Origin of the sequence: Paenibacillus sp. KS1, from assembly GCF_001680695.1 — a bacterium.
Classification (GTDB): domain Bacteria; phylum Bacillota; class Bacilli; order Paenibacillales; family Paenibacillaceae; genus Paenibacillus_B; species Paenibacillus_B suaedae.
This window is the reverse complement of record NZ_MAIS01000276.1, coordinates 1-756: the sequence shown is the minus strand read 5'-3', so window position 1 is coordinate 756 and position 756 is coordinate 1. Positions and strand designations below refer to the sequence as shown.

Annotated in this window: 1 protein-coding gene; it reads right to left on the bottom strand. The window is 40.9% G+C overall.

What is annotated here, in order from left to right:
* A partial coding sequence (locus tag BBG47_RS28280; protein ID WP_065294489.1) for a hypothetical protein occupies positions 1–756 on the bottom strand: 756 nt, incomplete at both ends.

Genomic DNA, 756 nt, shown 5'->3' with positions numbered 1-756 from the left:
GTCCATATTGAATAATTCCTTGGCAAGCGGAGCAACCGCTTCTTTGGCATCCTTTTCCGTAATCCCCTTGTTGGTCGTTACCGCTTTACGTGTTTTATGAAATACGTTAGTGACTTTTCCCTCTTCTATTTCAAGCGTTACGTTCTTATCTTCAAGTGTCCATGTAAAGCGTCTTAGATTAGCGGATGTAACTTCCAAATCATGATTGAATACCGTTTTTATTGCTTCGATTGCCGTTTCCAACAACTTCGGATCCAGCTCTTCCTTGGTGAAGTTTATTGTAAACGCACTAACTGCATCTTTCGGCATTTTAGCAGTATTCTCTTTGAAGAAATATACCTCAAAGTCCTTCCCTGTCAGCTTATACGACAAACTTGCACCTAGCTTTTCTTTATCACCATCATACCCTCGCTGCATAATCACTTCTTTATCATAGACATATGTTTTATTGGCATATGCCCCTTTCAACACTTTCAGGACTTTCGCCTGATCCTCTTTACTAATTTTATCAATTGTGACCTTTTCATCAATGCTCCATATTCTACCGCCCTCAATATTAAAGTGGATAGCATACTTTCCGTCTACGGATTCAACCTTTGCAGCCATATGAACTTCTGTCTTTTCGCCGACATTCTTTAGCTTAATCTCTTTCCCTGCATATTGTTTGATTGCCTTTTGCAGCTTGGCAGCCATCTTCTGGTCAATTAGAACCTTCTTATTATCCGTTTGCTTCTGCCCTTGCGCAGCCTCGGCTCC